This is a genomic window from Mesorhizobium sp. WSM4808 (assembly GCF_055811675.1).
In genome coordinates this window covers 450,463-475,571 of sequence record NZ_JBVVQX010000003.1, presented here as the reverse complement: position 1 = coordinate 475,571, position 25,109 = coordinate 450,463, and the positions used below count along the sequence as shown (strand labels likewise).

Genomic DNA, 25,109 nt, shown 5'->3' with positions numbered 1-25,109 from the left:
ACCGTCATGTCCTGGTTCAATGCCATGCGCCGCAAGGTCGGCCACAGGGACGATCACCGAAAGGAGGAGAGACCTCCTCCTTTCCCGACCCTGTCGACGTTTCTCGGCCTTGCGGCAGTCATGCTCGTCCTCTGGCTGCTGGCCTACGGGCCGCCGCATTTCCTTTCTGCATCCAATCATCGGGTGCCGTCCAACAACACCGAAGCCGGAGCTTCAAAATGAGCAACTCGAAATCAGCCAGCATCATGGATGCCCGCATCCTGGTTCCCGCCATTGGCGGCGCCTTCCGCAAGCTCGATCCGCGCACGCTGGCCAGGAACCCGGTGATGTTCGTCGTTGCCGTCGTCTCGGCGCTCACCACGGTGCTGTTCGTGAAGGACCTGGTCACCGGAGGCGGCAATCTCGGCTTTACGCTGCAGATCATCATCTGGCTTTGGTTCACCGTGCTGTTCGCCAACTTCGCCGAAGCGGTCGCAGAAGGCCGCGGCAAGGCGCAGGCGGATTCGCTGCGCAAGGCACGCACCGAGACCCAGGCCAAGCTCTTGACCGGTGAGGACCGCACCAAATACAAACTCGTGCCCGGCACCAGCCTCAAGGTCGGCGATGCCGTCCTGGTCGAGGCCGGCGACATCATCCCGTCGGACGGCGAAGTTGTCGAGGGCGTCGCGTCGGTCAATGAGGCGGCGATAACAGGCGAATCGGCGCCGGTCATCCGCGAATCCGGTGGCGACCGTTCGGCGGTCACCGGTGGCACCCAGGTGCTGTCAGACTGGGTCCGCGTCCGCATCACCGCCGCCTCCGGCCATACCTTCCTCGACCGCATGATCTCGCTGGTCGAAGGTGCCGAGCGCCAGAAGACGCCGAACGAGATCGCGCTCAACATCCTGCTCGTCGGCATGACGCTGATCTTCGTGCTGGCCACCGCGACGATCCCGAGTTTTGCCTCCTACTCGGGCGGCTATATCTCGGTGACCGTTCTGGTGGCGCTGTTCGTCACCTTGATCCCGACCACGATCGGCGCGCTGCTTTCGGCCATCGGCATCGCCGGCATGGACCGTCTGGTGCGATTCAACGTGCTGGCCATGTCGGGTCGCGCCGTGGAAGCCGCAGGCGACGTCGACACGCTGCTGCTCGACAAGACCGGCACGATCACACTCGGCAACCGCCAGGCGACGCAGTTTCGCCCGGTCAAGGGCGTCACCGAACAGGAACTGGCCGACGCGGCTCAGCTAGCCTCGCTCGCCGACGAGACGCCGGAAGGCCGCTCCATCGTCGTGCTGGCCAAGGAGAAATACGCCATCCGCGCCCGCGACATGGCAACGCTGCACGCCACTTTCGTGCCCTTCACAGCGCAGACCCGTATGAGCGGCGTCGACATCGATGGTTCATCGGTGCGCAAGGGCGCCGTCGATTCCGTGCTTGCCCATGTCAACCAGTCGGCAGCTGCCGCCCATGGCACGCGCCCAAGCAGCGAATCCATCCGCGATCTCCAGTCCATCGCCGACGAGATCGCCAAGTCCGGCGGCACGCCGCTGGCGGTCGAACGCGACGGGCGCCTGCTCGGCGTCATCCACCTCAAGGACATCGTCAAGGGCGGTATCCGGGAGCGCTTCACCGAACTGCGCCGCATGGGCATCCGCACGGTGATGATCACCGGTGACAACCCGATGACGGCGGCGGCGATCGCCGCGGAAGCCGGCGTCGACGACTTCCTCGCGCAGGCCACACCGGAGGACAAGCTGAAGCTGATCCGCGACGAACAGGCCAAGGGTAAGCTGGTGGCCATGTGCGGCGACGGCACCAACGATGCACCCGCCCTTGCACAAGCCGATGTCGGCGTCGCCATGAACACCGGCACGGTTGCCGCCCGCGAGGCCGGCAACATGATCGATCTCGACAGCGATCCGACCAAGCTCATCGAGATCGTCGAGATCGGCAAGGCGCTCTTGATGACGCGAGGTTCGCTGACGACCTTCTCGATCGCCAACGATGTGGCCAAGTATTTCGCCATCATTCCGGCGATGTTCGCCGTCTTCTACGTCGCGCCGGGACAGACGACCGGCCCGCTGCAGGCGCTCAACGTCATGCATCTGGCGACGCCGCAAAGCGCCATCCTGTCGGCTATCATCTTCAACGCACTGATCATCATCGCGCTGATCCCGCTGTCGCTGAAGGGCGTCAAATACCGCGCCATCGGCGCCGGCGCGCTGCTCAGCCGCAATCTTCTCGTCTACGGCCTCGGCGGCCTCATCGTGCCTTTCGTAGGCATCAAGGCGATCGACATGATCGTCACCGCGCTTGGCCTTGCTTAAGGAATTACGCTCATGTTCAAACAGATAAGACCCGCGATCATCATGATCGTCTTCTTCACGGTCCTGACCGGCCTGATCTATCCCTTGGGCATGACCGGCATCGCCCAGGCGATCTTCCCGCGCCAGGCCAATGGCAGCCTGATCGAGAAGGATGGCAAGGTTATCGGCTCCGAGCTGATCGGCCAGGGCTTTGCCAGCGACAAGTATTTCCATGGCCGCCCCTCGGCCGCCGGCGACGGCTACAACGCCGCCGCCTCGAGCGGCAGCAATCTCGGCCCGACCAATCCCAAGCTGATCGACCGCATCAAGGGCGACGCGGAAAGATTGAAGGCGGAGAATCCGAACCAGCCCGTCCCGATGGACCTGGTGACGACGTCCGGCAGTGGCCTCGATCCCGATATCAGTCCCGAAGCAGCCTACTTCCAGGCCGCCAGGGTGGCCAAGGCCAGGGGGATCGATGAAGCCAAGGTCAAGGCGCTTGTCGATGCCCAAGTCGAGGGCAGGGAACTCGGCTTCATGGGCGAACCGGTGGTCAATGTGCTCGGTCTCAACCTTGCGCTGGACGCCGGGAAACAGTGAATGGTGCGGGCCGGGGATCGACAGTATCCCCGGCGCCATCCATGATCGGTCCCGATGCCGGACGACAGAAGCAACGACGCCAGACCTTCTCCCGACGCACTGCTTGACCATGCCGAGCGGGAAGGTCGCGGCCGGCTGCGGATATTCCTGGGTGCCGCTCCCGGCGTAGGCAAGACCTACGAGATGCTGATGTCGGGCCGCGCCAGGCTGACCGACGGCGTGGATGTGGTGATCGGTGTCGTCGAGACGCATGGGCGCAAGGAGACACTGGCCCTGGTCGAGGGTTATGAGGTCATTCCCCGCCGCAAGGTCGACTACAAGGGGCGCATCCTCGACGAGATGGATATCGACGCCATCCTCGCCCGGCGCCCGGCGCTGGTTCTCGTCGACGAACTCGCCCACACAAATGCGCCTGGCAGCCGGCACCCCAAGCGCTATCTCGATGTCCAGGAAATCCTGACGCACGGTATCGACGTCTACACGACGCTCAACATCCAGCATGTCGAAAGCCTGAACGACGTCGTCGCCCAGATCACCAAGGTCAGGGTTCGCGAGACGGTTCCCGATTCCATCATAGACCAGGCCGACGATGTCGAGATCATCGATCTCACCCCCGACGACCTGATCAAGCGGCTCGAGGAAGGCAAGGTCTATTTCCCCAACACCGCGCAGCGCGCGATCGAGAACTATTTCTCGCCGGGCAATCTGACGGCGCTCAGGGAACTGGCGCTGCGCCGCACCGCGCAGCGCGTCGACGACCAGTTGCTGATCCATATGCAGGCCCACGCCATTCCCGGACCGTGGGCCGCGGGGGAAAGGGTTCTCGTCTGCGTCGACGCGCGTCCGGGCGGGGCGGCGCGTATTCGCTACGCGCGCAGGCTGGCAGACCGGCTCCGTGCCCCGTGGACGGCGCTGCATGTCGACAGCCCTCGCTCGGCCAGCATGCCCGAAGCGGACAAGGATCGGCTGGCTACAAACCTGCGGCTTGCCGAACAGCTCGGCGCCGAGGTGACCACCATTCCCGGTCAGAACATCGCGCAGGACATTGTTCGCCATGCGACGGCGAACAATTTCACCCATATCGTGGTCGGCAGGCCGATCCGGTCGCGCTGGCGGGAATTGATCGAAGGTTCGCTCACCTACGATCTCATCCGCAATGCCGGCGACATCAGCGTCCATGTCATTTCAGGAACCGAACGCAATGCCGAGGTGACGTCGAGGAGTGTCAAGGCGGCGGACGAGCAGTGGCAGTTCGAGATCTGGCCCTATCTCAAGGCCACGGCCTTTGTCATCGGTTCGCTCGCCTTCGCCGTCGTTCTCGACCAGTTTCTCGACGTTCGCAACCTGGCGATCATTCTTCTCATCGGCGTACTGGCATCGGCGGTAACCGGCGGTCTGTGGCCGGCTCTGTACGCTTGTTTCGCCAGCGCCCTTGCTTTCAATTATTTCTTCCTGGAGCCTCGTTATACGCTGACGATCCGGGATCCGGAGAGCATCGTCGCGCTTGGCGTCTTTCTCGTCGTTGCGGTCATCGCCAGCAATCTGACGGCGCGCGTGCAGCGCCAGGCGGTCGCCGCCCGCTCGCGGGCGCGGGCCACGGAAGACATCTACCTCTTTTCAAAGAAGCTCGCCGGCGCCGGCACGCTCGACGACGTCCTTTGGGCCACGGCCTTCCAGATCGCCTCGATGCTGAAGCTGCGGGTGGTGCTGCTTTTGCCGGAAGACGGGACCATCACCGTCAAGGCCGGCTATCCGCCCGACGACACGCTGGCCGAGGCCGACATCGCCGCCGCCCGCTGGGCCTGGGAGCACAATCGTGCGGCGGGTCGTGGCGCCGACACGCTTCCGGGCGCCAAGCGCCTCTATTTGCCCTTGCGGACGGGGCGCACGGCCATCGGGGTCGTCGGCCTCGACAACGACAAGCAGGGTCCGCTGCTGACGCCCGAGCAGCAGCGGCTGCTTGACGCACTGGCCGACCAGGCGGCGGTCGCCATCGAGCGTATTCAGTTGGTTGCCGACGTCGACCGCGCCAAGCTCGCCGCTGAGGCGGACAGGCTGCGCTCGGCGCTGCTCACCTCCATTTCCCATGATCTGAAAACGCCGCTCGCCGCCATCATGGGCGCAGCCGGCACGCTGCGGGATTTTTCAGCAGCGCTTCCCGAACCGGACCGGGCCGAACTGCTGTCGACGGTGCTCGACGAATCCGAGCGGTTGAACCGCTTCATCGCCAATCTGCTCGACATGACCAAGATCGAGTCCGGCGCGATGGAGCCGAACTACGCCTTTCACTATGTCGGCGACATCGTCGGCTCCGCCTTGCAAAGGGCCAGGAAAATCATTGGCGAGCACAAGATCGAGACCGACATCCCCAGGGATTTGCCGATGTTGAAGGTCGACCCGGTGCTGTTCGAGCAAGCGTTGTTCAATCTTCTCGACAATGCGGCGAAATATGCCCCGGCAAGCTCGACGATTCGCATGCAGGGTTGGACCGACAATGGCTCCGTCCTGCTGCAAATCATGGATGAAGGGCCAGGCATTCCTCCCGGCGATCTGGAACGGATTTTCGACACGTTCTATCGAGTGCGCAAGGGCGACCAGATCCGCGCCGGTACGGGGCTCGGCCTGTCGATCTGCCGCGGCTTCGTCGAAGCGATGGGTGGCACGATCATGGCGGCAAACCGGACCGACGGTTCGGGCGCGGTGTTCACCATCAAAATGCCCAGGCCGGCAAATCCGCCCAATTTCGACGCTTCGAATACCGACGACCACGACGTGGGTGACCTGGCATGACAAACTCGAACGTCAGGATATTGGTCGTCGATGACGAGCCGCCGATCCGCAAGCTACTGCGCGTCGGGCTCGGCAGCCAGGGCTACGCGATCAGCGAGGCGCCGAACGCCAGGGTGGCGATAGAGCTGATGGAGGCCGAGAAGCCGGACCTCGTCCTGCTCGACCTCGGGTTGCCCGGCATGAGCGGCCATGAGCTGCTGCGCAAATGGCGCGATGATGGTCTCGACATTCCAGTGGTCATGCTGTCCAGCCGGACCGACGAGGCCGGCATCGTCCAGGCCCTGGAACTCGGCGCCGACGACTATGTCACCAAACCTTTCGGCATGAACGAGCTGGTGGCGCGCCTTCGCGTGGCGCTCCGCCACAAGTTCCAGCAACAGGGCGAGAAGCCGATTTTCCAGACCGGCGATCTCAGCGTCGACCTGGTCAAGCGCATCGTCAAGGTCGAGGGCACGGAGGTAAAGCTGTCGCCGAAGGAATACGACATCCTGCGCATGCTGGTGCAGCACGCCGGCAAGGTGCTGACACACCATTTCCTGCTGAAGCAGGTCTGGGGCGACTCGACCGATGTGCAGTATCTCAGGGTCTATGTCCGGCAGCTCAGGCAAAAGATCGAGAAGAGCCCCGACCAGCCGCGCTACATCACCACCGAGACCGGCGTCGGCTACCGCCTGCGCGAGGTCGAGTGAGAGCGGCTAAGATCTTGAAGTTTAGCCGATAGCTTCCAGCGGCTGGCCAAGCGGTCTGGAAACCCGCAAAGCCGCGAGGCAGCCGACAATGCCGAGCGGCACGAAGGCAAGAAACAACCACGACGCGACATTCGCCGCCGCGTCGTGGTTCAGGCCTTGCGAAAAGCCGCTGGCGTTGGCGACGATGCCGGCGAGTGCGGCGCCCACGGCATAGCCGATGCGCTGCATGGTCGGCACCGCCGCCGAGGCGATGGTCTGCTCGCCCTCCGGGGCGGAGGCGACGATGACGCGCGTCAGGAACGGCCAGGCGATGCCGAAGCCGCCGCCCTGCAACAGGGCACATATCAGGATCAGCGGGATGGAGCCCAGGGGTATCGCATACGCAAAGCCGGCGATGCCGGCCGCGATCATCACTGCGCCGCCGACGATGATCAGCCGCTCGCGCTGCGGCGGCGCGTTGGCGACCAGGATCGAGAGGATCGACCAGGCTATCGATTCGGCGGCGATGATGTAGCCGGTGGTCAGCAGCGGAATGTCGTGAAGGCTGGTCAGCAACAGCGGTCCGTAGACGCCGAAGGAACAGGTCGCCACCGAAAAGGCGGCAACCATGGTCATGCCGGCGCCGACCGGCGTGCGCCATGAGAACAGCCGCGCCGGGAACAGCCGCGAACGCGGCTTCAGCGCGTCGATGGTGAAGAACAGCACCAGGCCGATGAGGCCGAAGGCCATCAGCAGCGAAGAGCGCAGCAAGGCGATGTCGACGCCGGCCGAGGCGATCAACACCACGGCGACGGCAAGGCAGCCAAGGGCCGCGAACGGGAAGGGCGGCGCCTTACCCGTGCTCGTCTTGGGTTTCGTCGCCTGCGGCGTGTCGAGCACGAGGAAGCTTGCCAGCGCCATGGCGGCGCCGCCGAGTGTGAAGATGCCGAAGGCCCAGCGCCATGACAACAGCTCGGTCATGATCGCGCCGAGCAATGGTCCGCTGAAGGCGGCGACGCCCCAGATCGCCGACATGATGCCGAAAAGCTGCGGCCAGATGGCGCGCGAGAACAGTCGTTCGACCGAGACGAAGGCCAGCGACACCAGCGCACCGCCGCCAAGTCCTTCGATCAGGCGGCCGGCGAGGAACAGTTGCATGGAAGGCGAGGTGGCGCATATCAGCGCGCCTGTTGCGTAGAGCAGCGCGGCGACCACCATGTTGGTGCGCAAGGGGACATAACTCACCAGTCGTCCGGCGGCCGCGCCGGCAACGATGGCGCCGAGTTCGTAGATCGCCAGCGACCAGCCGACGAGCTGTACGCCCGCCAGTTCGCCGACCATGGTCGGCATCACCGTTGCCGCCATCGTTTCGTTGGTGGCGTGCAGCAGGATGCCGAGGCTGATGAAGCAGAAGCGCGCCAGGTCGCCGCTTGCCCACAATACGCGCCAGTCGACCCTGTTTGTGCTGATCCCGGTCATTTCCACCCCCGTCTTGCATATCTCGACGCCAGCGCAGGACGCCAGAAGCCAGTACGGGTTTCCGGCAGGACCATGCGAATCGACAGCGCTGGATCGAGGCGTTGTTGCGCTCGGGGCAGGCTTGTAAAACCTCAACCGGGGTTGAGCTCAAGCGGTTTTTTGAGGGTCGTTCGCGCGGATGCCCCTTCCGTTGGCGGGCTTCGTTGCGCGATCAATTCTCGGTGCTGCGCAGCTGGAATTGGCTGACGCCGATCGCGAGGTTCATGCCGGTCTGCGTCTGCAAGCTGAGCGGCTGCAAGGTGAAGGCCTGAGAGGAGCCGCCGACCAGCAGATTGGCGCCGGCGCCGACGGCGGCCGTCACCTCCGCGCTGGCGCCGATATAGTCGCCGGCCAGCGCACCCGGCGCATAGATGTTCTTCAGCGGCGTCAGCACGATCCACTGCATGACCGTCTGCTTCGTCGTGCCGATGTCGAGGCCGTATTTGTTGACGGCGCCGAAATAGGCTTCCGGCGCGAAGCTTTTGTCGGCGGGGTTGAAGGTGCAGCTCAGATCCTTGCTCGAGCCGAAGATGAAGCCGGTGCCGCCGCCTATGGCGCAGTCAAGCGTACCGACTTCCATGCCTCGGTCCTGCGCCTGCACCGCTCCGGATAGCGTGGTGAACATGGCGGCAGCTATGGCTGTCTTCAGCATGATGGTTCCCCCCCCCCAAATCAAACGGCGCGAAACCATCCTATCTGGTTCCGCGCCGCGGGGTGAGGGGTCATGGAGCGCACGGCTCCATGCAATCACTTGAATGAGTGGATCAGCTGGAGCGAGGTCACGGCCACGGCAAGGTTGACGCCGGTCTGCGCCTGGACGCTGAGCGGCTCCAGCATGACGGCGCTGTCCAGGCCGCCAACCAGCAGATTGGCGCCGCCGCCGGTCACCACGCTCGCCTCGGCGTTGACACCGTAGTAGCTGCCGGCGAGATCGCCTCCGTCACGATCCCGGGTCGCGGCCAGCACGGCCCAGACGAGCTGGCCCTGATGCGTCTGGCCGACATCGAGGCCGATCTTGGAGATGACGCCTGTGTAAATCTCGGACGGCCCGTGATGATGAGGCCGGAAGACACAGGACACGCCCTTGTTGGAAGCGACGATATAAGCGGTGCCGCCGTCGATGGTGCAATCGAGCGTGCCGAGTTGCAGCTTGCCGGCGCTGGCCGGAGCCACCGCGAACATCGTCGTGGCGAGGGCAGCGGCGCAGGCGAGTTTCTTGATCACGGGAGGGTCCTTTCGCAAAATACTTTCAACAACGGCTTGGGTGGGTAGACCGTTCCGCTGAAAACTTGGCGCGATCAAGGCAGGGGCCGAAAGCCTCCTGCCGGGGTTAATGACCGGTTGCGAAGTGCGTCCTTTAGGACACGCAAAGGATCCCGCGGCACTTGGATGTCACGCGGATTTGTATGGGAAGCCGAAACCGAGATCAGCTGACGCGGGCGAGGCCATCCTTGGCCGGCTGGTAGGTAGGGTCGAGGCGAACGGCTTCCTTATAGGATTTCGCGGCCTTCGCCTTGTCGCCGCGCCGCTCATAGATCAGCGCCTGGTTGGACCAGGCCTCGGCATTCCTGCCGTCGAGCTTGATCGCCATGTTGAAATCGGAAAAGGCGTTGTCCTCGTCGTTGGTCGCCAGATAGGAGAGGCCGCGGCCGTTGTAGGGCTCGGCGGCGTCCGGCGCCAGCGAGATGGCGGTCGAGAAGTCCTCGATGGCGAATTTGTGCTGGCCCTGGCTCTGATAGATCAGGCCTCGATTGTGGTAGGCGCGCGCGTCGGTCGTATCGAGCTGGATTGCCTTCTGGAAGTCGTTGAAGGCGTCCTGGGTGCGACCCGCCTTGCGGTAGAGATTGCCGCGGCCGATATAGGCGGCGTCGTAGTTGCCGTTGATCTGGATCGAACGGTTGTAGTCCGCGAGCGCGGCTTCCTGATTGCCGAGGAAGCGCTGGATGAGCGCGCGGTTCGAATAGGCCTGGAAGAAATTCGGGTTGAGCTGGATGGCTTGATTGAAATCCTTGAGCGCCGCCTGGTACTGACCGCCACGGCCATAGGCCGAGCCGCGCACATTGTAGCCTTCGGGATCCTGGGGATTGCGCTGGATGACCGCCGACAGCGAGGAAATGTTCTCGCTCGACCCTTGCGCCTTGTCGATGTTGTTGAATTCACCGGTCGGGCCCGCCGTTTGGCAGCCGGCAAGCGCCAGTCCGGAGAGCAGGGCCGCTGTCAGGGCGAAACCACGCAATGCGGTCCCGCGCTCCACGCTTGTTGCGTTCATGTCTGCCCTGTCCTCACTTCAAGCCGCGTCGTTCAGGTCCGGCTCCCCCTCCGGACCGGTCACATCAAAACAAAAAGGTGGCGGCGATTCTACATCGCGCCACCTCTGATATCCTTCGAAAAGGACGAAAAATTGGCGTTAGAACCGCGGCGGACGCGGAGCGCCACCTGCACCGCCGGCGGCGCCAGCAGCGACCGGGCGCGGCGTCATCGGCAGCAGGCCTTCGCGCTGGGCGCGCTTGCGGGCCAGCTTGCGGGCGCGGCGGACGGCTTCAGCCTTTTCACGGGCGCGCTTCTCGGACGGCTTCTCGTAGTGACCGCGCATCTTCATTTCGCGGAAAATGCCTTCGCGCTGCATCTTCTTCTTGAGAGCGCGAAGCGCCTGATCAACGTTATTGTCGCGGACGAGTACCTGCACGGGCAATCCTGTCTTTCGGGTTTGATATCAACAGGCAAGCGGCCATAGCCACTAGCCTCCGCGGCGGTTTACACCACGAATTGGGGCGGCTGATAGCAGAATCATGCCGCGCTGTCCACAGTGGAAATGAATTTGCGGGGCCAGCCGCCGTCTGTTTGCCCTGGGACAAGTGTGCCACTTGCCCATGATATAAGGAGCCGACTAGGCCGTCGCGAGGTGCAGCAGCTCGAAATCCTCGAAGAACTCGCCGTAGTCGCAGGTGATCTCCTCGCCCACGGCGATGTCGCGGGTCGCGGTGGCTCCGCCATATTGCGAAAAATCCGTATTCGGATTGCTGGAATGGTTCATGAAGCGGCCATTGTCGACTTCATAAACCATGAAACCCGGCCGGTCCGGGCTCGGATAGGCATAGCGGTCGAGCAGTTCCCTGAGATGCGGGGGTGCCGTCTCGTATTTGTCCATGGGGATCAGCCGGTCGAAATCCGGATCGAGCCGCCAGATCGAAGCGCCTTTCCCGATCGGCTCCGCGGCGAACACGCCGACGCCTTCGATCGCGCTCGCAGTCACATAGGTTCTGATCAGCATCATGGTTCCAGACCCGCTTTTAGACAGGAACGGAATCGCCAAATCGCGGCGAAAAATCAAGAGCGGCTGTTTGCCTGGCGGCTATGAACATGCATCCCGCCGCTGGAATCTTCACGTCCGATTGATCGACACGCCGCCATCGGCAAACAGAGCCGCTCCGGTGGTGAAGCTCGAGGCGTCGGAGGCGAGATAGAGCGCCGAGCGGGCGATCTCCTCCGGCATAGCGATACGCTTCAAAGCATGCAGGCCTTCGACGAAGGTCCGCGATTCCGGAGTCTTGAAGGTTGCCGCCGGCGTGTCCGTGCCGCCGGGCAGCAGCGCGTTGACCCGCACACCTTTCGGGCCGTATTCGGCGGCAAGCACCTGTGTCAGTCCGATCAGGCCGGCCTTGCTCGCGGCATAGCTGGTCATGCCTGGCATGCCCACGGTGTGGCCGACGAAGGTGGAGGTGAAGATCAGCGAACCACCGCCACGCTCGATCATTGCCGGCACCTGGTATTTGGCGCCGAGAAACGCGCTGGTGAGATTGGTGTCGAGCGTCTCGCGCCAGCCTTCCAGCGGCAGGTCCGAAATCGGCCCCATCCGGCCGACGGCGCCGGCATTGTTGAAGGCGATGTCGAGCCCACCGAACTTTTCGACCGCCAGATCGACCAGGGCTTTTGCGTAGGCTTCGTCGCGAACATCGCCGGCAAGCGCGATGGCGATGCCGTCGGCGTCCGCGATTTCGGCGACGAGCGTATCGAGCTCGGCCTGACGGCGGGCGGCGACGATGACCTTGGCGCCTTCCTCGGCAAAGAGTTTTGCCGAGGCCCGGCCGATGCCGGAGCTGGCGCCGGTGACGATGGCGATCTTGTTGGCGAGTGCGAACATTTTTGCATCCTTTCTTCGCGCCGGCCTGACCGGCAGTTGGGATGCTTGGTCGCAGATCGAGGCAAGGCGAGCCACCCGATACGTGCCAAGATGCTGGAAAGCGCCGACGCGCCGGATGCGTCTTTTCCGCCACGGCGCAAAACGGCAAGCGCCGTCGCAAACAGCGCAAGGGTGGAAGCGCTGTTTCGCTAGTGATACACCTCGCGCGCCGGGACCGAATGAACGCCGGCCGCCATTCGCGAAGCCTTTTTGGGGCGAGGTTGGGACGTTGAAGAAATATTCGGTATTCGCCATCGCCCGTGAAGCCATGCGCGGTCACAAGGGCTGGGAGGAACAGTGGTCCTCGCCTGAGCCCAGGAAAGAATACGACGTCATCATCGTCGGCGCCGGCGGCCATGGCCTGGCCACCGCCTATTACCTCGCCACCGTGCACGGCATCACCAATGTCGCGGTGCTGGAAAAGGGCTGGCTCGGCGGCGGCAACACCGGCCGCAACACCACCATCATCCGTTCCAACTATCTCTATGACGAGAGCGCCGGCATCTACGACCATGCGCTGAAGCTGTGGGATGGTTTGAGCCAGGAACTCAACTACAACGTCATGTATTCGGCGCGCGGCGTCATGATGCTCGCCCACAATGTGCACGACGTCCAGGTGCTGAAGCGCCACGTGCACGCCAACCGGCTGAACGGCATCGACAATGAATGGCTGACGCCGGAGCAGGCGAAGGAATTCTGCCCACCGCTCAACACCTCCAAGGATGCGCGCTATCCGGTGGTCGGTGCGTCGCTGCAGCGGCGCGGCGGCACGGCCCGTCATGATGCCGTTGCCTGGGGCTATGCGCGCGGCGCCTCGGCGCGCGGCGTCCACATCATCCAGAATTGCGAGGTCACCGGGGTCAAGCGGGCGCCAAATGGCGCGGTCATGGGCGTGGACACGACGCGCGGCTTCATCGGCGCCAAGAAGGTCGGCGTCGTTGCCGCCGGCCATTCCTCCGTCATCATGAACATGGCAGGCGTGCGCATGCCGCTGGAAAGTTACCCGCTGCAGGCGCTGGTGTCGGAACCGGTCAAGCCGGTGGTGCCCTGCGTGGTGATGTCGAACACGGTGCACGCCTATATCTCGCAGTCCGACAAGGGCGAGCTGGTGATCGGCGCCGGCACCGACCAGTATGTCTCCTATTCGCAGACCGGCGGCTTGCACATATTGCAACATACGCTCGACGCCATCTGCGAGATGTTCCCGATCTTCACGCGCATGAAGATGCTGCGCTCGTGGGGCGGCATTGTCGACGTCACGCCCGACCGCTCGCCGATCCTGGCCAAGACGCCGGTGCCGGGCCTCTATGTCAATTGCGGTTGGGGCACGGGCGGCTTCAAGGCAACGCCGGGTTCGGGCCATGTCTTTGCCCACACCATCGCGAAAGACGATCCGCATCCGATCAACTCGCCCTTCACCATCGAGCGTTTCCGCACCGGCCGGCTCATCGACGAGGCGGCGGCGGCGGCGGTGGCGCACTGATGATGGCTGAGATGGCTGTCGCGATGCCGCTGATGCTGGCGGGGGAGCAAGTGCTGGCGGGAGAACGGGGCATGTTCCATTTTCCCTCGCCGGATGAAGTGCGCACGCAGCCGATCAGCCGTGCCGGCAACGAAGCCGGCTGGCCGTTTTCGGTCGATGACGGCACGTTGGCCTGCGTCTGGAGCGGCGGCCAGAGGGTGGTGATGTTCTTCGAGGGACGACCCGAAGGGCTCGAAGAAGACGAGACATTCCAGCCGCGTCAAGTCATCGTCACAACCGATCCGATCCAGCTCACCCTCGGCAACATGGCGTCCCGCGATCTTTTTCGTCCCGCTGCAAGCGTGGAAGAGCGCATCCGGCTCGTCGCACCGTTCGCGACCCTGGGACAGAAGCTTTGCGATCAACCGGCGGGCGCCCGCGTCGGCCACGGCGAATTGTAGGAACGAACCAAATGCTTCTCATCCGCTGCCCCTATTGCGAGGAAGAGCGTCCGGAACTCGAGTTCCGCAACGCCGGCGAGGCGCATATCGCGCGCTCGGCCAACATATCAGGCGAGAGCGACGACGATTTCGAAAAATTCTTCTTCATCCGCTCCAACCCCAAGGGCATCATTTATGAGCGCTGGCGGCACATGCATGGCTGTGCGCGCTTCTTCAATGCCGTACGCGACACCGTCACCGACAAATTCGTCATGACCTACAAGGCCGGCGAGCCGAAGCCGTCGAAGCTCCCGGGAGTTGCCAAATGAGCGGCGCGTTCCGCATTCCCGGCGCTGGCCGCTTCAGCCAAGCCAAGACCGCGCGGTTCAGCTTCGATGGCCGGTCCTATGCCGGCATCGAGGGCGACACGCTGGCCTCGGCGCTGCTCGCCAATGGCGTCCATCTCGTCGGCCGTTCGTTCAAGTACCACCGTCCGCGCGGCATCCTGTCGGCGGGCGCCGAGGAGCCGAACGCCCTGGTCGAAATCAAGCGCGACGCGGCACGCAAGACGCCGAACGTGCGGGCGACCGTGCAGGAGCTCTATGACGGGCTTGATGGGCAGTCGCAGAACCGCTGGCCGTCACTGTCCTTCGACCTCGGTGCGGTCAGCGATATCGCCTCGCCGCTGCTTTCGGCCGGCTTCTACTACAAGACCTTCATGTGGCCGAAAGCGGCGTGGAAGAGGCTCTACGAGCCAAAGATCCGCGCCGCAGCCGGTCTTGGCGTTTCCCCGGACCAGCCGGATCCCGACCATTATTCATCGCGCTATGCGCATTGCGACGTGCTGGTGCTGGGCGGCGGTGCGGCAGGCATCGCGGCAGCGCTTGCGGCGGCTGAGACCGGCGTGCGCGTCATCCTCGCCGACGAGCAGGCCGAGTTCGGCGGCAGCCTGCGTTTCGAGAGCGGCGCGAAAATCGACGGCCAGGACGGTTTTGCCTGGGCGCAAGCTGCCGTGGCGAAGCTCGCCGCAATGGACAATGTCCGCGTGCTGTCGCGAACGACGGCGTTCGGCTACTATGCGCAGAATTTTGTGGGGCTGGTCGAGCGTGTCAGCGAGCATCTGAGGACCCCCGGCCACGATCTGGCGCGCGAGCGGCTGTGGCAGGTCCGGGCCAAGCGCGTGGTGCTGGCCTCGGGCGCGATCGAGCGCCACATGGTGTTTGCCGACAATGACCGGCCGGGCATCATGCTGGCGGGTGCCGCGCGCACCTATCTCAACCACTATGGCGTCGCGGTCGGCAGGAATGTCGGCGTCTACACCGCCAATGATTCTGCTTACGCGGCGGCGATCGACCTGAAGAAGGCCGGCGTCAACGTGGCGGCGATCGTCGATCTGCGCGAAAATCCGACCGGACCGGTGATCGACGAGGCGAGGGCGCTCGGCATCGAGATCAATTTCGGCCGCGCGGTGATCCGCGCTGGCGGTAAGCTCAGGGTGTCGTCGATGACCGTGCAGCCGAAGAATGGCGGCGGCGAACGCACCATCGCGGTCGATGCGATCCTGATGTCGGCCGGCTGGACGCCGTCGGTGCATCTGTTCTCGCAGTCGCGCGGAAAGGTCGCCTTCAACGACGAGACCAAGCGCTTCGTGCCGGGCACCTATGCGCAGGACTGCGTCTCGGTGGGCGCCTGCAACGGCACCGACGGGCTGTCGGCGACGGTGGACGAGGCCTATGCGGCGGGCGCCAAGGCGGCGAAAGATGCCGGCGCCAAAGCCGCCAAGAGCAGTAAGCCGAAGGTCGATGCGTCGGAGAGCTGGTCGCGCGGTATGTTGGGCGCGGCGCCCGGCGCCGGGCCGGACACGACTGTGAAGGCGTTCGTCGATTTCCAGAACGACGTCACCGCCAAGGATATCCGCCAGGCGGTGCACGAAGGCATGCGCTCGATCGAGCACGTCAAGCGCTTCACCACCAACGGCATGGCGACCGACCAGGGCAAGACCTCCAACATGCACGGCCTGGCGATTGCCGCCGAGACGCTGGGAAAGCCGATCCCGGAGGTCGGCCTGACCACGTTCCGTGCGCCCTATACGCCGGTCACCTTCGGCGCGATCGTCAGCCATGCGCGCGGTCCGCTGTTCGACCCGACGCGCAGAACCGCGATCCATCCCTGGGCCGAGGCGCAAGGTGCCGTGTTCGAGGATGTCGGCCAGTGGAAGCGCGCCTGGTATTTCCCCAAGGCGGGCGAGGACATGCATGCCGCGGTCGACCGCGAATGCGTCGCGGTGCGCAAGACGGCGGGCCTGTTCGATGCCTCTACGCTGGGCAAGATCGAGGTGGTTGGGCCGGATGCGGCCAAGTTCATGGAACTGCTCTACACCAACCCATGGGAGAAGCTGGAACCCGGCCGCTGCCGCTACGGCATCATGCTGCGCGAGGACGGCTTCATCTATGACGACGGCGTCGTCGGCAGGCTGGCCCCCGACCGTTTCCACGTGACGACGACGACCGGCGGCGCGCCGCGCGTCATGAACCACATGGAGGATTATCTCCAGACCGAGTTCCCGCATCTCAATGTCTGGCTGACCTCGATCACCGAGCAGTGGGCTGTTATCGCCGTGCAGGGGCCCAAGTCGCGCGACATCATCGCGCCACTGGTCGAAGGCATCGACATGTCCGACGAGGCGCTGCCGCATATGTCGGTGCGTGAAGGCAAGATCTGCGGCGTGCCGACGCGGTTGTTTCGCATGTCGTTCACCGGCGAGCGCGGCTTCGAGGTCAATGTGCCGGCCGACTATGGCCAGGCGGTCTGGGAAGCCCTGTGGGCCGAGGGCCAGAAGCATGGTGCGGCCGCCTACGGCACCGAGGCGATGCACGTGCTGCGCGCCGAAAAAGGCTACATCATCGTCGGCCAGGACACGGATGGCACGGTAACGCCGAACGACGCCGGGCTCGACTGGGCGGTCGGCAAGAAGAAGAGCGATTTCGTCGGCATCCGCGGCCTGACGCGGCCGGATCTGGTCGCCAAGGGCCGCAAGCAGCTGGTCGGCCTCAAGACCAGGGACCCCAAAGTGGTTCTGGAAGAAGGCGCGCAGATCGTCGAGGATCCCAAGCAGGCGATCCCGATGAAGATGATCGGCCATGTCAGCTCGAGCTATTGGTCGGAAAATTGCGGCCGCTCGATCGCATTGGCGCTGGTCGCCGGCGGCCGCGACCGGATGGGCGAGACCCTCTATGTGCCGATGCCGAATGGGGTGATCGAAGTGGAGGTTACCGGCATGGTGTTCTTCGACGAGACGGGAGGGCGCCTCAATGGCTAAGGCCGCTGCAAGGAAGACGGCTCCGGCCGCATCGCCTTCGGTCGAACGCCGTCCGGCGCTGGCTGGGCGCAGCACCACTGCCGCCGGCGCCAAGGTCGAGGTATTGCCGCCGGCCGAGCGCATGTCATTGCGTGCGCCGGAAGCCTCGGCCGCAGCGCTTTCGAAGGCGCTCGGCGTGACCTTGCCGAACAAGCCGAAAACCTCTGCCGCGAAGGGCGGGCGCACCGTCTTGTGGCTCGGTCCCGACGAATGGCTTGTGATCGATGAGGCCGGCAACGATCCGCTCGCCGATTGCGCCAAAGTATCCGCGCTGCATTCGGCGGTCGGCGTCTCGCATCGCAACATCGCGATATCGGTGACGGGCACTGGGGCAGCGGCGACGATCAATGCTGGCTGCCCGCAGGACCTGTCGCTCGACGCCTTCCCGGTGGGCGCAGCGTCGCGCACCATCCTGGGCAAGACCGAGATCGTGCTGCTGCGCACAGCCGCCGATGCCTTCCGGGTCGAATGCTGGCGTTCCTTCTCGGACTATGTCTTTACTTTCCTGTCCGAGGGATCGCGCGACGCGGCGGTCTGAACTCGGAACGTTTTGCAGGGCACGCTCGTTCTGCATCCGCACGCCGAGGGAGAATGCCGATGCCGTCGAATTCCGCACCGAAGTCGCCGGTCATAAAGACATCGGCCGTCCGCTCGCTCGAACATGAGCGACATGAAGCCCCGAGCGCCGAAGAGGAACTCGAGGAAGGCCTCGAAGACACGTTCCCGGCCAGCGATCCGATATCCATTACCGGAACCGCCATCCCCGGCGCACCGGCGAAACCGGGCAAGGCCAAGACCGTGCCGGGGCGCAAGAAGCGCAAGACGTAGTATTCCATCGGGCCAGGCGGCATCGGGACCTTCTCAATCCCTTTTGACATGCTATTTAAAGCGCTTTGGGAGATGAAAATGCCGACAAAAGCGATCGTTTGGGGCGAGAATGTCCACGAGCAGACCAATGAAGCCGTGCGCGACCTCTATCCCTTGGGCATGCATGGCACCATTGCCGCCGCCCTCAACCAGGACAAGGGCATCGAGGCGACCACCGCCACCTTGCAGGAGCCCGAGCACGGCCTGAGCGAAAAGCGCCTGGCGGCCACCGACGTGCTTTTGTGGTGGGGCCACGCGGCGCATGGCGAGGTCAAGGACGAGATCGTCGAGCGGGTGCAGAAGCGGGTGTGGGAAGGGATGGGCCTGATCGTGCTCCATTCCGGCCACTACTCGAAGATATTCAAGCGGCTGATGGGCACGCCCTGTTCGCTGAAATGGCGCGAGGCGGGCGAGCGCGAGCGCGTCTGGGCGATCAACCGCGGCCACCCGATCGCGCAAGGCATCGGCGAGTGCCTGGAGATCGGCGAGACCGAAATGTATGGCGAGCCCTTCGCCGTGCCGGAGCCGCTGGAGACGGTGTTCGTCTCCTGGTACGAGGGTGGCGAGGTGTTCCGGTCCGGGCTGACCTACCAGCGCGGCGCGGGACGGATCTTCTACTTCTCGCCCGGTCACGAGACCTATCCGATCTATCACAATGAGGGCGTGCAGCAGGTGCTGCGCAACGCCGTGCACTGGGCGCACAACCCGGCGCCGGCATGGTCCGGCATCACCAATGCGCCGAACGTGCCGACGGATGCGGCCAAGGAGAAGATCGTGCAGAAGGGGCTGCGCCTGCATGCCGACGGCGACAAGGGCCTGAGTTGATTCGGGCCTGAGTTGATTGGGGTGTGAGGTGGCTGGGGGCCTGAACTGATGCATCGAATTCTTCTGCTCGGCACCGGCGGTATCGCCGGGCATCATGTCGAGGAGTTTGCCGGGATCCCGGGCTGCAGCATCGTCGCTTGCGTCGACCAGGTGCCTGGCCGCGCGGCGGCGTTTGCCGCCGTCAGCAAGATCGGCGAATCTTTCGAGAGCCTGGAGGCGGCGATCGCCTGGGGTCAGTTCGATGCCGCCATCAACGCGACGCCGGATGGTGCGCATATGGCAACGACGCTGGCGCTGCTTGCCCAGGGAAAGCATGTGTTTTGCGAAAAGCCGCTGGCGCCGAACCACGCCGACGCGCTTGATATGACCGAAGCGGCCGAGGCTGCAGGGGTGGTCAACATGGTCAACCTGACCTATCGCAACTCACCGGCGATCCATGAAGCGCGGCGCATGGTGCTGGCCGGCGAGATCGGCGTGTTGCGCCATGTCGAGGCAAGTTACCGGCAAAGCTGGCTGGTCAGCCAGTCGTGGGGCGACTGGCGGGTCGAGGACAAATGGCTCTGGCGCTTGTCGAGCCGGCACGGTTCGACCGGTGTGCTGGGCGATGTCGGCATCCATATCCTGGACTTCGCCACCTATGGCGCCGGTCAGGATATCGTCAGCCTGCATGCCGATCTGGTGACGTTTCCGAAGGCCGAGGGCGAGCGCATCGGCGACTATGTGCTGGACGCCAATGACAGCGTGGCAATGACGGCGCGGCTCAGTTCCGGTGCGCTCGCTACGATCGTGGCGAGCCGCTACATGACCGGCCACGCCAACGATCTGTCGCTGGCCCTGCACGGCACCAAGGGCGCCATCAGGGTCGAAACCGACGGCAAGGCATCGAACCTGTCGGCCTGTCTCGGCGGCGATGTCGATCTTCAGCGCTGGCAGATCTTGGCGCTGCCCAGTGTCAAGCGCAATGCGCGACGCTTTGCCGATGCGCTGGATACAGGCCGGAATGGCGATCCGTCGTTCCGGCGTGCCGCGGACATGCAAAAGCTGATCGACGCGGCCTTCGAGAGTTCAGCGGCGAAGCTGCCGGTTTCGGTCGGCTGAAGCTGGCCGGCTTGTGCCGGCCAGACGCGATCTTTGCTGATGTCAAAATGCGCTTGGTACAATCCACGGATTGATGCTGATGCCGAGCCGCGGGCCCTTGCCTTCAGCGGTATTTTGCGTGGCACCCTTCTTCTCGACCGAACCGGTCGAAGCGCAATCGAGCTTCACGTTGGTCCTGGTGTCAACGCAGGCCGCCACCGGCGCATGCTTGACGGGATGGGTGGTGTTGGCGGCGAAGGCCGAGCCCGAAAGTGCCAGCACGGCGGCGAGGGTGAGGAGTGTCTTTTTCATTGTCAGTCTCCGGTTTCCAGGTCGAATTCAATTCGTACCGACGGGTGAATTTCTCTCGTACATGTACGATACGCTGTACATATACGCCCGTCGATCGCGAAGTTCAAGGAAAACCGTACGCGTACAATAAATTTTTGTTAACCAAGACCCCCCAGGTCTGGAGGGGAATACACAAAACCAGGAAACGGCGTTCAGCAGTTGACCGGTGTCTCGGTCAGCGGCGGGACGTTTTGCGTGCTGAGCGTGGCGAGCGTGAAATCGCACATCCGCTTCACGAAGACCTGCGGATCGCCGAAGGGGTAAAACGGAAAGGTGATGAGCAGCGAGATCGTGCCGTGTCCGACCGCCCACAGCATGGTGGCGATGGCGCGCGGATCGCCCTGCAATTTGCCGGCGGCGACGCAGGCCTCGACCCTGCTGATCAGCACCTTCATAGCAGGGTTGCTCTCCTCCATTTCATTGTAGCCTTCCGGCAGCTTGGTCTTTTCGGTCATGAACACGGTGCGGTATTCGTTGGGATTGCCGAGTCCGAAAGCGGCATATTCGGTCATCACCGCCTGCAAGGCCTCGATTGGATCATCGGATGGATGCTCCTCGATGCGGCGGGCCAGCGTCTCGAACGCATCCTCGGCCAGAGCGAACAGGATGTCCTGCTTGTCGGCGAAGTAGGAATAGACAGACATCGGGGCGTAGCCGACCCGTTTGGCCAGCTTGCGGATGGTCAGGCCTTCATAGCCTTCTTCCTGGACGAGCTTGTGCGCGGCCTCGACAAGTTCGGAGCGCAGTTCTGCCTTTTGCTTCTCGCGGCGTGTCTGGACGCTCTGCGGCAAGATCTGGTGCCTTTGGTTGGTTGGTGGCTGGCTAAATTATATACGCTGTACGGAAACGGACAAGGGCACGGGAAGTTCCCAAGCGGTATACTTCGGATCGTGCCGACGCTTGTCGAGGTTGGCGGCACCCGTGGTCAGCACCTTTGCTCCGTCAAAGCGGCCCATCACGCCTCCTTGTCGATCAGCTTCGCGGCAAGGCGCGAAAGCAGCTTTACCGCCTCGCCATAGGTCCGGGCCTTTTCCGGATTGGAGGCGTTTCCGTCCAGCGCCCGCTTGTAGACGCCCTGGCAAATCGCGGCCAGCCGGAAGAAGGAAAAGGCGAGATAGAACGTCCAGTTGCCGATACCGGTGAGCCCGCGCCGCCGGCAGTAGGCGGCGACGTAGTCCTCCTCGGAGGGCAGGCCGAGTGCGGAACGGTCGACGCCGCCCAGGCCGCGAAAGCCGGAAGCGTGCGGCAGCCGCCATTGCATGCATTGATAGGCGATATCGGCGAAGGGGTGGCCTGATGTCGACAATTCCCAGTCGAGCACCGCCAGCACCTTCGGCCGGTCCGGCGCGAAGATCAGATTGTCCAGCCGGTAGTCGCCATGCACCAACGAGATCCGGCCGTCATCGGCGGGCATATGCGTTTCCAACCAGGCAATCAGCCCGTCCATCTCGGCGACTGCGTCAGTCTCCGAGGCGCGGTACTGGCTGGTCCAGCGCGCCAGCTGGCGCTCGAAATAATTTCCCGGCCGCCCGAAATCGCCGAGCCCCACTGTCCCGACATCGATCTCGTGCAGCGCCGCGAGGGTTTCGTTCATGGCATCGTATATACCGGCGCGTTCTTCGTTGTCGCGAGCCTCCGGCAGCGCCGGATCCCAGAAAATGCGGCCGTCCAGGAAATCCATCACGTAAAACATGCGGCCGATGGGCGAGTCTTCCGCCGACAGGTGCAGCATGGCAGGCACGGGCACGGCGGTGCCGGCAAGCGCGCTCATCACCCTGAATTCGCGGTCGACCTGATGCGCCGATTTCAGCAATTGCCCCGGCGGCTTGGCGCGCAGCACGTAACGGCCGCTTGCCGCCGTCAAAAGGTAAGTCGGGTTCGATTGGCCGGATTTGAACTTCTCGACTGCTGCAAGCTCGGAAAAGCCCGGTATGTTCGCCTCGAGGTAAGGCGCAAGCGCTGCCTGGTCGAGTACGGGATCACTCATGCCGTCTCGGGCTGGCGTTCGATCAAGGTCAGCGTCAACCAGCGCGCGGTCAGTGCCGGCTTCTTCGAACCTTCGATTTCGATCGTCACGTCATGCGCGGTCTGCACCCAGCCCGACGGCCGAACCTTGACGTCGGCCAGCACGAAACGCGTGCGGATGCGCGCGCCCGTTTTCACCGGCGCCAGGAAGCGCAGCGAATCGAAGCCGTGGTTGACGCCCATCTTGCCGTTTTCCAGCGGCGGCATGGTCTCGAAGGTCATCGCCGACAACAGCGACAGCGATAGGAAGCCGTGCGCGATGGTGCCGCCGAACGGCGTTTCGCGCATGGCCCGCTCCGGATCGCAGTGGATGAACTGGTGGTCGTCGGTGGCGTCGGCGAACTGGTCGATCATGCGTTGCGTGACCGCCCGCCATGGCGACACGCCAACCTCCTTGCCGACACTGGCCAGAAGCACATCGAGACTGATCGGTTCCACGCTCATGTCCTCCAGTTCACCCCCGGCTTCTGTGGCCGGAAAATGTCATTCCTTGAACAGGGTCAGCCCATGCTGCACCGACTGTCCGCCGTCGATCGGCAGGATGGCGCCGGTGACATAGCTGCCTGCACGGCTGCACAAATAGAGCGTTGCGCCGGCAATGTCATCCGGTGCGCCGATACGGCCGATCGGAACATGGCTGCCGACGTGCCTGGCCTGCTCATCCGTACTGGTGGCGAATGCCGTCATCCGGCTCTGGAAGGGGCCGGGAGCGAAGGCATTGACGGTGATGCGGCGGCCGGCGAACTCGAGCGCAAGGGTGCGGGTCAGATGATGCACGGCTGCCTTGGACGCCGTGTAGGAATAGGCGTCGTCGGCCAGCGGCTGCGTGCCCATCACCGAACCGAGATTGATCACCCTGGCCGGATCGGCGTCGCTGGCGGCGGCATCAAGCAGCGGCAGCAATTCGCGGGTCAGATGGAAGACCGCGGTGACGTTGACGCCAAACACCTTGGCCCATGCCGAATAGGGGAAGCTTTCCAGCGGCGCGCCCCAGGAGACGCCGGCGTTGTTGACCAGAATATGCAGTTTCCCGGTCCGTGCTTTGACCTCGGCGACGAGTGCGGCAATGCCGGTTTCGCTGGAGACATCGCCGGCGAAGCCTTCGGCCCGGCCGGATGCGCCAAGCTCGTTCAGTTCTTCGGCGACTTTGATGCAGTCATCGCCCTTGCGCGACGCGATCATCACGTTGGCGCCGGCCTGCACCAGCGCGGTCGCCGCCATGCGCCCGATGCCGGTCGCGGCACCCGTCACCAGCGCGGTCTTGCCGGCCACCGAAAACAGCTCGTCCAGATAGCTCATCACAATCCTCCGCGCTCGGCATGCGGGCAAACAGTTCGCGTTGACAAGGCTATCCGAAGTACGGTCATCCTTGCCACTGACAAAATGCCTGGCATGCATGAAGGGTTAGCGACCGATGACGGAGATGAATCTCGGCATGACCGAGCGGCTGAAGCCGATCCACGCGCGCGTCGCGGCCATGGTGCGCGACGAGATCATGCCGCTCGACCATGAATTCCTCAGCGAAGTGGGCAAGACAGGCAACCGCTGGGTCTACAGTGCGCGCCAGAGCGAGATCCTCGAAGGGCTGAAAAAGACCGCACGAGAGCGCGGCCTGTGGAATTTCTGGCTGACCGGTTCGGAACGCGGCTACGGCCTCTCCACCGTCGAATACGCCTATCTGGCCGAGGAAATGGGAAAGGCGCATCTTGGTGCGGAGACCTTCAACTGCTCGGCGCCCGACACCGGCAACATGGAGGTGCTGGAGCGGTACGGCTCGGCCGACCTCAAGAAAGCATGGCTCGAGCCACTGCTCGACGGCAAGATCCGCTCGGCCTATCTGATGACCGAGCCGGATGTCGCTTCGTCCGATGCCACCAACATTGCCATGCGCTGCGAACGTCAGGGCGACGACTATGTGCTCAACGGCGAGAAATGGTGGGCTTCGGGCGCAGGCGATCCGCGCTGCGCCATCTACATCGTCATGGTCAGGACCGGCGGCGATGACGAGCCGCAGCACCGCCGTCATTCGATGATCCTGGTGCCATCGGACACAAAAGGCGTGACCAAGGTGCGGGCCATGCAGGTTTATGGCGATGACGACGCGCCGCACGGCCACATGCATCTTCGCTTCGACAATGTGCGGGTACCGGCATCGAACCTGATCCTCGGCGAAGGCAGGGGGTTCGAGATCGCGCAAGGGCGGCTCGGCCCCGGCCGCATCCATCACTGCATGCGCGCCATCGGACAGGCCGAGATGGCGCTCGAGATGCTGTGCCAGCGTTCCTTGCGCCGCGAGGCCTTCGGCCAGAAGCTGGCAAAGCTCGGCGCCAATTTCGACATCATCGCCGAATGCCGCATGGAGATCGAAATGGCCCGGCTGCTCTGCCTCAAGGCGGCGTGGATGATCGACCAGGGCGACGCCCGCGCCGCGGCCCCCTGGATCAGCCAGATCAAGGTGGTGGCACCCCGCGTCGCGCTCAAGGTCACCGACGAAGCGGTGCAGATGTTCGGCGCGCAAGGCATCAGCCAGGACACGCCGCTGGCGCGGTCGTGGACGCATCTGCGGACCTTGCGCCTTGCCGACGGGCCGGACGCCGTGCATCGCCGTCAGGTGGCGCGCACCGAGCTGAAGAAATACACGCAGGAAAAGGTCTGAG

26 protein-coding genes are annotated in these 25,109 nt (G+C 64.0%); 14 read left to right on the top strand and 12 right to left on the bottom strand.

What is annotated here, in order from left to right:
- Positions 1–6: 6 nt before the first annotated feature.
- Genes AC0L2U_RS07595 through AC0L2U_RS07575 form a run of 5 tightly spaced genes read left to right on the top strand, consistent with a single transcriptional unit; the run spans position 7 to position 6,370 of the window.
- Positions 7–222 (top strand): hypothetical protein, encoded by a 216-nt coding sequence (locus tag AC0L2U_RS07595; RefSeq protein WP_127270652.1) that lies wholly within the window; start codon positions 7–9, stop codon positions 220–222.
- A complete protein-coding gene (gene kdpB, locus AC0L2U_RS07590) occupies positions 219–2,312 on the top strand; it encodes a potassium-transporting ATPase subunit KdpB (RefSeq protein WP_127321034.1) in 2,094 nt (697 codons plus the stop codon). The genes AC0L2U_RS07595 and kdpB overlap by 4 nt, the downstream gene beginning before the upstream one ends.
- Before the next feature lie 12 nt (positions 2,313–2,324).
- On the top strand, positions 2,325–2,891 hold the full coding sequence (gene kdpC, locus AC0L2U_RS07585; RefSeq protein ID WP_128288342.1) for a potassium-transporting ATPase subunit KdpC: 567 nt from the start codon (positions 2,325–2,327) through the stop codon (positions 2,889–2,891).
- A gap of 54 nt (positions 2,892–2,945) precedes the next feature.
- Positions 2,946–5,681 carry a sensor histidine kinase gene (locus AC0L2U_RS07580; protein ID WP_128288341.1) on the top strand — a complete coding sequence of 912 codons (2,736 nt, stop codon included), beginning with the start codon at positions 2,946–2,948 and terminating at the stop codon, positions 5,679–5,681.
- Positions 5,678–6,370 (top strand): response regulator transcription factor, encoded by a 693-nt coding sequence (locus AC0L2U_RS07575; RefSeq protein WP_128288340.1) that lies wholly within the window; start codon positions 5,678–5,680, stop codon positions 6,368–6,370. The genes AC0L2U_RS07580 and AC0L2U_RS07575 overlap by 4 nt, the downstream gene beginning before the upstream one ends.
- A gap of 21 nt (positions 6,371–6,391) precedes the next feature.
- Here AC0L2U_RS07575 and AC0L2U_RS07570 read toward each other — a convergent pair whose 3' ends face one another.
- The 7 genes from AC0L2U_RS07570 to AC0L2U_RS07540 all read right to left on the bottom strand — a co-directional run bounded on the left by AC0L2U_RS07570 (position 6,392) and on the right by AC0L2U_RS07540 (position 12,008).
- The gene (locus tag AC0L2U_RS07570; RefSeq protein ID WP_473601680.1) at positions 6,392–7,828 is read right to left on the bottom strand and encodes an MFS transporter; all 1,437 of its coding nucleotides are present in this window, start codon (positions 7,826–7,828) and stop codon (positions 6,392–6,394) included.
- A gap of 211 nt (positions 7,829–8,039) precedes the next feature.
- Complete coding sequence (locus tag AC0L2U_RS07565; RefSeq protein WP_023810132.1) at positions 8,040–8,519, bottom strand: DUF992 domain-containing protein; 480 nt, start codon at positions 8,517–8,519, stop codon at positions 8,040–8,042.
- A gap of 95 nt (positions 8,520–8,614) precedes the next feature.
- Positions 8,615–9,091 carry a DUF992 domain-containing protein gene (locus AC0L2U_RS07560; protein WP_127290636.1) on the bottom strand — a complete coding sequence of 159 codons (477 nt, stop codon included), beginning with the start codon at positions 9,089–9,091 and terminating at the stop codon, positions 8,615–8,617.
- Between the two features lie 202 nt (positions 9,092–9,293).
- Positions 9,294–10,136, bottom strand: a complete 843-nt coding sequence (locus AC0L2U_RS07555; protein ID WP_127267752.1) for a tetratricopeptide repeat protein — start codon at positions 10,134–10,136, stop codon at positions 9,294–9,296.
- Positions 10,137–10,274: 138 nt separating this feature from the next.
- Positions 10,275–10,553: a 30S ribosomal protein S21 gene (gene rpsU, locus AC0L2U_RS07550; protein WP_023810129.1), complete on the bottom strand. Its 279-nt coding sequence runs from the start codon at positions 10,551–10,553 to the stop codon at positions 10,275–10,277.
- A 201-nt stretch (positions 10,554–10,754) separates the two neighbouring features.
- Positions 10,755–11,141 carry an SET domain-containing protein gene (locus tag AC0L2U_RS07545; RefSeq protein WP_127395264.1) on the bottom strand — a complete coding sequence of 129 codons (387 nt, stop codon included), beginning with the start codon at positions 11,139–11,141 and terminating at the stop codon, positions 10,755–10,757.
- Between the two features lie 108 nt (positions 11,142–11,249).
- A complete protein-coding gene (locus tag AC0L2U_RS07540) occupies positions 11,250–12,008 on the bottom strand; it encodes an SDR family oxidoreductase (protein ID WP_128288338.1) in 759 nt (252 codons plus the stop codon).
- A 268-nt stretch (positions 12,009–12,276) separates the two neighbouring features.
- On the opposite strand from AC0L2U_RS07540, the gene AC0L2U_RS07535 reads away from it, so the two are divergent.
- The 8 genes from AC0L2U_RS07535 to AC0L2U_RS07500 all read left to right on the top strand — a co-directional run bounded on the left by AC0L2U_RS07535 (position 12,277) and on the right by AC0L2U_RS07500 (position 20,097).
- Positions 12,277–13,530: a sarcosine oxidase subunit beta gene (locus AC0L2U_RS07535; protein ID WP_127809352.1), complete on the top strand. Its 1,254-nt coding sequence runs from the start codon at positions 12,277–12,279 to the stop codon at positions 13,528–13,530.
- Positions 13,530–13,970 carry a hypothetical protein gene (locus AC0L2U_RS07530; RefSeq protein ID WP_127395266.1) on the top strand — a complete coding sequence of 147 codons (441 nt, stop codon included), beginning with the start codon at positions 13,530–13,532 and terminating at the stop codon, positions 13,968–13,970. Before AC0L2U_RS07535 ends, AC0L2U_RS07530 begins: the two co-directional genes overlap by 1 nt.
- Positions 13,971–13,981: 11 nt before the next feature.
- Complete coding sequence (locus AC0L2U_RS07525; protein ID WP_015315781.1) at positions 13,982–14,278, top strand: sarcosine oxidase subunit delta; 297 nt, start codon at positions 13,982–13,984, stop codon at positions 14,276–14,278.
- Positions 14,275–17,268 (top strand): sarcosine oxidase subunit alpha, encoded by a 2,994-nt coding sequence (locus AC0L2U_RS07520; protein WP_128288337.1) that lies wholly within the window; start codon positions 14,275–14,277, stop codon positions 17,266–17,268. Before AC0L2U_RS07525 ends, AC0L2U_RS07520 begins: the two co-directional genes overlap by 4 nt.
- Positions 17,261–17,845, top strand: coding sequence for a sarcosine oxidase subunit gamma (locus AC0L2U_RS07515; RefSeq protein ID WP_127398119.1), 585 nt, complete (start codon positions 17,261–17,263; stop codon positions 17,843–17,845). Before AC0L2U_RS07520 ends, AC0L2U_RS07515 begins: the two co-directional genes overlap by 8 nt.
- Before the next feature lie 59 nt (positions 17,846–17,904).
- Positions 17,905–18,135, top strand: coding sequence for a hypothetical protein (locus AC0L2U_RS07510; RefSeq protein ID WP_127398121.1), 231 nt, complete (start codon positions 17,905–17,907; stop codon positions 18,133–18,135).
- 78 nt (positions 18,136–18,213) lie between these two features.
- Positions 18,214–18,999, top strand: coding sequence for a ThuA domain-containing protein (locus tag AC0L2U_RS07505; RefSeq protein WP_127329423.1), 786 nt, complete (start codon positions 18,214–18,216; stop codon positions 18,997–18,999).
- Between the two features lie 48 nt (positions 19,000–19,047).
- Positions 19,048–20,097: a Gfo/Idh/MocA family protein gene (locus AC0L2U_RS07500; protein ID WP_127329421.1), complete on the top strand. Its 1,050-nt coding sequence runs from the start codon at positions 19,048–19,050 to the stop codon at positions 20,095–20,097.
- 42 nt (positions 20,098–20,139) lie between these two features.
- On the opposite strand, the gene AC0L2U_RS07495 is transcribed toward AC0L2U_RS07500, so the two are convergent.
- From AC0L2U_RS07495 to AC0L2U_RS07475, 5 genes are all read right to left on the bottom strand, one after another.
- Positions 20,140–20,388, bottom strand: coding sequence for a DUF680 domain-containing protein (locus AC0L2U_RS07495; protein WP_127268964.1), 249 nt, complete (start codon positions 20,386–20,388; stop codon positions 20,140–20,142).
- 191 nt (positions 20,389–20,579) lie between these two features.
- Positions 20,580–21,218: a TetR/AcrR family transcriptional regulator gene (locus AC0L2U_RS07490; protein ID WP_128290218.1), complete on the bottom strand. Its 639-nt coding sequence runs from the start codon at positions 21,216–21,218 to the stop codon at positions 20,580–20,582.
- 164 nt (positions 21,219–21,382) lie between these two features.
- Positions 21,383–22,414 carry a phosphotransferase family protein gene (locus tag AC0L2U_RS07485; RefSeq protein WP_292631952.1) on the bottom strand — a complete coding sequence of 344 codons (1,032 nt, stop codon included), beginning with the start codon at positions 22,412–22,414 and terminating at the stop codon, positions 21,383–21,385.
- A complete protein-coding gene (locus AC0L2U_RS07480; RefSeq protein ID WP_023810115.1) occupies positions 22,411–22,896 on the bottom strand; it encodes a MaoC family dehydratase in 486 nt (161 codons plus the stop codon). The genes AC0L2U_RS07485 and AC0L2U_RS07480 overlap by 4 nt, the downstream gene beginning before the upstream one ends.
- Before the next feature lie 39 nt (positions 22,897–22,935).
- The gene (locus AC0L2U_RS07475) at positions 22,936–23,751 is read right to left on the bottom strand and encodes an SDR family oxidoreductase (RefSeq protein ID WP_127398842.1); all 816 of its coding nucleotides are present in this window, start codon (positions 23,749–23,751) and stop codon (positions 22,936–22,938) included.
- Between the two features lie 115 nt (positions 23,752–23,866).
- Here AC0L2U_RS07475 and AC0L2U_RS07470 point away from each other — a divergent pair, with 115 nt between their 5' ends.
- Positions 23,867–25,108, top strand: a complete 1,242-nt coding sequence (locus AC0L2U_RS07470) for an acyl-CoA dehydrogenase family protein (RefSeq protein ID WP_128289366.1) — start codon at positions 23,867–23,869, stop codon at positions 25,106–25,108.
- Position 25,109 lies beyond the last annotated feature (1 nt).